Source organism: Weissella sp. DD23 (assembly GCF_001579105.1).
Lineage (GTDB): Bacteria > Bacillota > Bacilli > Lactobacillales > Lactobacillaceae > Weissella > Weissella cibaria.
The window spans coordinates 189,020-194,424 of record NZ_KQ970391.1; the positions used below are offsets into that span (position 1 = coordinate 189,020).

The window sequence follows — 5,405 nt, forward strand, 5'->3', positions numbered from 1 at the left end:
GCAGGCAAGATATGGGTTGTGGCAACCTTATTTGGTGTTGCGCTCAGTGGTGTGGTTGTCGCGCAACCGGCTTCAGCTGCAACAAGACGGCAGACAGCGACGAAAAAAGCGATTGCAACCGCGACCTCGGCAGCGAAAATTGCAAAATCTGTGAGCGTGCAGTCAGCGGCGATTAAGCGAGATGCAACACTGGTAGCTAGTGCTGGCAAACAGGCAATTGCCGCAAGTTCAGCAGCCCGATCAGTAGCGGGTAATGCGTATGCTATCAGCAATAATATGTACGCTGTAAAAGCGTACAGTGCTGGTTCGGCTGCGGCGACGAATGGCAAGACGGCACAAATTGTCAGCCAAGCTACGAGTGCCACAACAGTTGCAACGTCAGCTAGTGCTATGGCGACTAAACAAGTGGCTGACATATCCAATCGGCAAAAAGTGCTCAAGTCATTTGTGAAAAAAGAAGGGGTTTACAAGTCTGTCGCAACATCTGCTGCTAAGGTGGCTAATTCTGCTGCTGCGACAAGTGCCTTACGGAAAACGCAATCGTATGCGACCGCGGGGAACAAGGCGGTATCAAATGCAAATCAGCAACTAAGTGCAGCAAAATCAAATAAAGCCATGGTAAGTTACGTTGCAAGTGAAGTGCGAGATGATGGTCGTAGTACGAATAGCGCAGTTGCGGCTATTCGGAATAACTTGAAGGCCATCTCATCGGCGACAAGTTATTTATCTGCGAGTCGTGCTAATTTTAGCTATACAACACGTTCTGCTGTACCACAAGAAAACAATGGTATGGTGATGGGGTCATTAGCCTTGAATACGATGGTGGACTCATATACAAATCGTGACATGGCAACGAAGTATAGTGGGTATAATTTGTTGACGCGGGCTGACGTCGCAAAGAATTTAAATTCACAGTACATGAGTATTTATTCTGAAGCGTTGTCAGCAACGTCGTCCGCCACAGTCCGCAATCCAGCAGAATTACCAACGAGTTTGTCTGTTCCAGCCTATGGTAAAACTTCGGCGGGTAATTTAGGCGATCAAAGTGACACTAAGTTGTTAGGCTACTTACGCATTAAACCGACTGATGGTGATCGAGCCGTTGATATCTCGAAAGGGTTAACGACAGCGCAAAATCAAGAGTTGACGAATTACGCTGTTCAATTGATAAATGGCTATCGCAAGACTGTAGGCTTAGATACCTTGAAGACATCTGATTTTGTGTTGAAGGGAACCTTGGCTGATATTACAAATCGTGACCAACAAGGTTATGGTGTGCAACAACATACAAGCTTTAACGATATGTTAGCTGCAATGCGCAAAGCCAATGGGTTAAGCGATACGGATAGCATGTTGGCTGATAAGTTTGTTGACTATGAGCCGACGCAGATTACAACAAGTTATTATCAATGGCAAACCCTTGCTTCGGGAAGCCGAAATTCGCCAGAAGATTGGTCATCGGTCTTTACGATGACGGGATTAAAGGTCTCAATTTATAACGGTATTTATGGCATGTTATTTGATGACGGTGGCTCTGCATGGGGACATCGTACGACTTTGTTACAGCCTGGTATTCGGACAAATGAGCTTAATGCATCTGGTGCGACAAAGCAATATCGATTAAATATGGCATTGGCCATTCCAAAAATGCATTCAGGTGCCTCAACCGCGTTTGTCATGGATTTGGCGTACGTTGCTAACTAATTAACGTTTTGATTAGTAGGTAAGGATGCAATATATAAAATAGGCAGCCCACATAGTGGCTGCCTATTTTGCGTTATTTTTGTCTGTCGGGTGTAATAGCGGTGACGACAAAATCGATAATTATTTCCAAGGTAATCCCTAATAAATCCAGTAACACGACAATGCCCCCCAATCTTTTGAGATAAGCATATCATGTTGCAATAGTCAGTTACATAAACGTCTTTTAACGACAAAATAAATAAGCGCTACTAAATTAGTAGCGCTTATTTATTAGCTATTGTTTATTTGCGAACGAGTTCATCGTACGTTGCATCATCAAGTACAACGTCGATTTCGCCAATGTATTCGCGGGGGTCATCCTTAACGAAGGTGCGCTTGAAGACGAACAAACCATCTTCAGGTGAGGCTTCGCCGATACCACCCATATCATATAATGAGACGTTGCTATCCATAGCCCATTGAATCATTTCAGTCTGAACCGCATAAGGGGCGTAGTAGATGTTACCATCCATTGAACCAGCATACATGTACCAGATCTTGTCACCGAACTTGAAGCCAACCCCAGTTGAAAGCAATTCGCCTTCGCGCTCAGCAATGTAGATACGCATAATATCGTCACCAGGGAACGCTGCCTGCATCCGCTCAAAGTATTCCTTAGGACGGTGAGAAATACCGTGACGGTCGGCCATATCGCCGTACGTCTCAAAGAATGCGTCGAGGGCAGCTTGATCGTTAGCATAACGCACCGTCACGCCATCACGGAATGGGCGCTTCAACTTTGACTTTGTCTTTGAAGGGTACAAGTCAAGGGTTTCCTTCGCCTCTGGCTTAGCAGTCAAATCGATGACCATGTTCAACCGTGGTTGGATAGTTGCGTGCATACCTTCATCAGCCACGTTTCGGTTACGTGTTTCATACCCGCGTGCGTGCAAATCAGCATCCAATTCCTCTGAAAAGGCAATTTCAGGGTCGATACGCAATAGGTAGGCATCATCGTCAGCCAAAGCCACCTTCGCTTCGGCAATTAGTTGATCAAACAAGTCTAAGTCAGTCATATCCATGACAGGCCCCTTAGAAGCGTAAGCAAACTTTTTACCACTTGGCGTGTTAGTTAACAACATTGAAATGGCTGCGACAATTTCGCCAGCCTCGTTTTCTACATATGCATATCGAGGCTCCCAGTTATTCTTAACTTGGGCCCAACCAAGGTCTTGTGTCACCTGACCAAACTTTGAACTGCGGACAAAATCGTTGTAACGTGCGACCGCAGTTTCATCACTCATATCCAAAACTGGCATGATATCCTTCTTTCTCTTTGCTTTAAATTCGTCAATTAATTATTGTAGCTTGCTTAGTGCAACTAAGCTACAAAATACCTTAAAAATTATAACATAGGCAAGTTACTTAAATTCAGCGTATAATAGAACTATGGAAACTATTACATCAGTACAAAATAGCCGTGTTAAGTCATGGCAAAAGTTGCAAACGAAGAAGGGTCGCCAAGCAAGTAAGACATACTTATTGGACGGCTGGCACTTGGTCCAAGAGGCCATCCAACACGAGGGTAAGTTGCATGCGATTATGGCAACACCCGAACAATTAGCAGAGCACCAAGAGGCGTTGCCACTTGGTGTGCCTGTTTTTGAAATTACGACGGATATCGCTAAGAAGTTGTCTGATTTGGTAACACCACAAGGTGTTTTTGCGGAAGTATCTTTGCCAACAGCAACCCGTGAGCCACGTTTTATTCACGATGGCGCATGGTTATTCTTGGATGCGATTCAAGATCCTGGTAACATCGGTACGATGGTTCGTACAGCTGATGCAGCAGGTTTCGCCGGGGTTGTCTTCGGAAATGGTTCTGTTGATCCATATTCACCAAAGGCATTGCGTGCGATGCAAGGCTCACAATTCCACATGACACTCACAACGGGTGACTTGCAGGATTGGACCGCAGCCTTCACTCAAAATGATATCAATGTGTATGGAACACAATTGGATCCAGAAGCTGCTGACTTGTTTACCATTCCAGCACAGTCACAATTTGCGCTAATCATGGGTAACGAAGGCCAAGGGATGGCTGCTGATTTGGCTAAGATGACGACTAAGAATCTGTACATTCCATTGACTGGGGATGCAGAATCATTGAACGTCGCTGTCGCAGCTGGAATTGCGATGTTTGCCTTGAAGGCGCGCTAAGTTAAAAGTTAGAACGATTGTTCGTTGATCATGCAAAAGGGGGACATTTATGCAGGATTGGCAACGTGATAAAGCGTATTCAAATATTGTTAAAGATTTATTGGCACACCCACAGGTTCAAGAGTTGGCTAATTACACGCAGCACCACCACTCTGATCGGTTGACACACTCAATTGCGGTGTCATACGTCAGTTATCAATTGGGGCTGCGGTTAGGGCTCAACGCAACGGCTTTGGCGCGTGCTGGTATACTGCACGACTTGTTCTTTTATGATTGGCGAACAACCAAATTTGAATTGGGAACGCATGCGTTCATTCATCCACGCGTTTCATTACGAAATGCGGAGAAAATTACACAACTATCGCCAATGGAAAAGGACATCATTCTAAAACATATGTGGGGGGCCACAGCGGCATTACCACATTATCGTGAAAGTCTTTTATTGGATTTAGTGGATGACTATATGGCCATCGCTGAATTCTTTTCACCGGCATCAGCACGTGTAAAACGACTGTTCCATGCAAACTAATACAAGATAATCTAAATACCCTTTGTGAACGAAATGTATCACAAAGGGTATTTTTAGTATTAACTGACCTTCATTTCATTGACAGAAAATAACCAAAAATTCTTCACTATCGCAAGAAACACGCCATAGTTTGTGTTCATTTCGTCCGAGGTTTGGTCTTATAATGGTCACATATTCAGTTGTATAATGTAAGTATCAAAAGTGAGGAATGAGTTGTTGGGGAGCAACGCATTCTGCTTACATTTTTCAAGGGTTTAGACGTGCAAAATCTTGTGAAGAGGTGTACGATTAAATTACTTATTAAATGTAAATATAAACGCAAATTTTAAAAACATTGTTCAAATTTAGGAGAAGATAATTATGGCAGTAGCATCACACGAATTAACTAACACATTGTGCGACAAGTTCATCGCAACTTTCGATATTTTGGGACGTAAGTGGAACGGATTGATCATTGAAGTTTTGTTGAATGATGGTCCACGTCGTTTCAAGGACTTGGCGCAAGCTGTAACGAAGTGCTCAGACCGTGTTTTGGTTGAGCGTTTGAAGGAATTGGAATCAGCTGGCATTGTAGAGCGTCGTACATACGAAGATTCATCATTGATTGAATACGCTTTGACGGAGCGCGGTGAATCAATGCGTCCAATGATGGCTGCTATCCACGAGTGGTCAGACAACTGGAACGCCTAATTGCATAGCAAATGGAGTCGGTAGACACAGTGATGTGTTTGCTGGCTTTTTTAATTGTCTGTTTGGGTGCGGGTGTCGTGCTGCCACACCCAAGCCAGCAACTAAGATGTTCTCATTTAGATGAGATGGTCATAAACTGGAGAACAGATTACTTTGTTGTTTTTGGTAGATGATAATTAAACAATTAGAGTAACTCTTGGCAGCTGCAACGGGGGTGGTTGTATCCGGAGCGTTCAAAAATCGGCAACATGCCGCATGGCCGGCGCTATTCAGGAAAGCCCAT

General features: G+C 44.2%; 5 protein-coding genes. 4 read left to right on the plus strand and 1 reads right to left on the minus strand.

Annotated elements, in window-relative coordinates:
- Positions 1 to 1,704, plus strand: a 1,704-nt coding sequence (locus WEIDD23_RS03520) for an SEC10/PgrA surface exclusion domain-containing protein (RefSeq protein ID WP_207644202.1), incomplete at its 5' end; no start/stop codon positions are given.
- Positions 1,705 to 1,985: 281 nt separating this feature from the next.
- Here WEIDD23_RS03520 and WEIDD23_RS03525 read toward each other — a convergent pair.
- On the minus strand, positions 1,986 to 3,002 hold the full coding sequence (locus WEIDD23_RS03525) for a UDP-N-acetylmuramoylpentapeptide-lysine N(6)-alanyltransferase (protein WP_010372312.1): 1,017 nt from the start codon (positions 3,000 to 3,002) through the stop codon (positions 1,986 to 1,988).
- Between the two features lie 130 nt (positions 3,003 to 3,132).
- Here WEIDD23_RS03525 and WEIDD23_RS03530 point away from each other — a divergent pair, with 130 nt between their 5' ends.
- From WEIDD23_RS03530 to WEIDD23_RS03540, 3 genes are all read left to right on the plus strand, one after another.
- Positions 3,133 to 3,903 (plus strand): TrmH family RNA methyltransferase, encoded by a 771-nt coding sequence (locus WEIDD23_RS03530; protein WP_010372315.1) that lies wholly within the window; start codon positions 3,133 to 3,135, stop codon positions 3,901 to 3,903.
- 49 nt (positions 3,904 to 3,952) lie between these two features.
- A complete protein-coding gene (locus tag WEIDD23_RS03535) occupies positions 3,953 to 4,432 on the plus strand; it encodes an HD domain-containing protein (RefSeq protein WP_010372317.1) in 480 nt (159 codons plus the stop codon).
- 360 nt (positions 4,433 to 4,792) lie between these two features.
- Positions 4,793 to 5,122: a winged helix-turn-helix transcriptional regulator gene (locus WEIDD23_RS03540; protein WP_010372319.1), complete on the plus strand. Its 330-nt coding sequence runs from the start codon at positions 4,793 to 4,795 to the stop codon at positions 5,120 to 5,122.
- The last annotated feature ends 283 nt before the right edge of the window (positions 5,123 to 5,405 follow it).

Excerpts from the sequence above, each read along its gene's own strand:
- WEIDD23_RS03525 (WP_010372312.1), bottom strand. The coding sequence starts at position 3,002 with ATGCCAGTTTTGGATATGAGTGATGAAACTGCGGTCGCACGTTACAAC.
- WEIDD23_RS03530 (WP_010372315.1), top strand. The coding sequence starts at position 3,133 with ATGGAAACTATTACATCAGTACAAAATAGCCGTGTTAAGTCATGGCAA.
- WEIDD23_RS03535 (WP_010372317.1), top strand. The coding sequence starts at position 3,953 with ATGCAGGATTGGCAACGTGATAAAGCGTATTCAAATATTGTTAAAGAT.
- WEIDD23_RS03540 (WP_010372319.1), top strand. The coding sequence starts at position 4,793 with ATGGCAGTAGCATCACACGAATTAACTAACACATTGTGCGACAAGTTC.